The organism is Mesorhizobium sp. M7A.F.Ca.ET.027.02.1.1 (genome assembly GCF_004022985.1).
GTDB lineage: Bacteria > Pseudomonadota > Alphaproteobacteria > Rhizobiales > Rhizobiaceae > Mesorhizobium.
The window spans coordinates 1-1,657 of sequence record NZ_RZOL01000708.1 but is presented as its reverse complement, the minus strand read 5'-3'; the positions used below and the strand labels follow the sequence as shown (position 1 = coordinate 1,657).

Here is a 1,657-nt window from a genome sequence, read left to right as displayed (position 1 = left end):
ACAGGCGCATGCGCATGGTCTTCAGTCGGTCGGCGCGGAAGATGGTTTCGCTCACCGTTGACGGCGGCGGCCCGCCCTTGATCCACGCCGGGACTTCCATGAAGTCCCTGGCGATGCGGGTGTCGACAGCCGAGCCGTAGAGTTCGCCGAACACGCCGTTCCAGTACCATTGGACCAGCTTCGCCCGAACCGCCTCGTGTTCCCATGCGTCGCCTATGTCGGCGAGGATGGCGGCGAGCGGGATGATCTGCGACTGATAGGGAAGGTCGTAGATCCGGTAGATGTGCTGCATGTGCAGGAATTTTGCGGCGGTGAGGAAGCCGCGCTCCGCCTGGGCCCGGTATTTAAGGTAGGCCTCAAGCGGCAAGTTGAGCAGCGCCTGTCGGTTTCCCGTAACCTGCGGAAGCTCTTTGCCCTGTTTTCCTTCCGCTTCCGCCTGTCTGCGCCTTTCACGTGTATGGAACAGGGAGACGACCTGCAGGAAGTCGGTGTTTCCGACCTCGGCTAGGATACCCTTCTCGGCGTCAGCCAGCTTCAGCGCTGACGCAAACCGGCCATGTCGGCCGCCGTCGGCTTTGCCGTCGCCGTACCAATCTTTGCGCAGCTCGTGCCCGTCGGCGGCATACATGGCCGTGACGAGCTCGAAGGCGTCGAGAGGTTTGCCGCCCGTGTTGACCTTCTCGAAGACGACGCAGACCGCTTCCTTCGAGGTTGAGCGGTCAAGAGCGATGACGGGCACCTGGTACGTCTTGAAACTCTCCAGAACCTCCTTCTTGAAGAACCTGAAGAGCCCGCGTTTGTCCTCGTCCTTCCAGTATTCGTTGTAGCCGTCCTGCCAATCATCCCAATCGAATATCTGCGACACGGGATAGTGAAGGTTCTCGAACTCACGTTCGGGCGACGACAGATCAAGCACGACCTCGCGGCCAAAATTCTCTCGAACCAGCCTGTCCTCCGGGACGCCAATAATCGATTCCTCTCGATCCGTCCCACTGTCCAGAGCCTTCAGGATGTCGATGTAGAACCAGCGCTTCACCTTCTTCTTTTTCGGCGTGATGGTCTCGACCACCGAACCACGAAGCGAGACCTGGTAGAGCGAAGTCATGCGCTGCTGTCCGTCCAGAAGTAGCGACCGCGGGGTTGCGGTTCTCGCTGCCTCCGGCGCACCCTCGATTAGCCTCGGCTTGAAGTCGACGTCGCCGCCAGTCTCGAGCGTCATCAGAGCCCCGACCGGGAACGCACGGGAAACCGACGCGATTAGGCTCTTGATCCGGTCCTCGTCCCAAACCCAGCTGCGCTGGAAATCCGGGAGCTGGAGAACCCCGGAACTGCAGTCCTTAAGCAACTCATTAAGGTAGAAAGGATTCGTCTTGAATGCTGCCCCCGCCATAACTTACACGTTCTCCATTATTGTTGTGCTGCTTGCGCTGGCGGCGACAAACGCGTCCAGCCACTTCGCCCACTCTTCCTTGATAGCAAACGCATCGCGGAACTCGGCGAAACCCCAGCGACCGAACGTCTTCAAATTGTTGACACCGGGCACCCAGAGCGTCTCCATCGTTTGGGCCTTGAGCTGCGCGTCGAGACCGCGGAATCCTTTCACCTCGACCACGAGGTTGAGAGGGTCATCGGCGCCGCGACCGTCATCGATCTGGAC

General features: G+C 59.9%; 2 protein-coding genes. Both read right to left on the bottom strand.

The window, feature by feature from the left end; translation table 11 throughout:
- On the bottom strand, positions 1-1,390 hold a 1,390-nt coding region (locus EN749_RS35345; protein ID WP_128364907.1), incomplete at its 3' end, for a DUF262 domain-containing protein.
- A 3-nt stretch (positions 1,391-1,393) separates the two neighbouring features.
- Positions 1,394-1,657, bottom strand: a 264-nt coding sequence (locus EN749_RS35340) for a hypothetical protein (RefSeq protein ID WP_145991167.1), incomplete at its 5' end; no start/stop codon positions are given.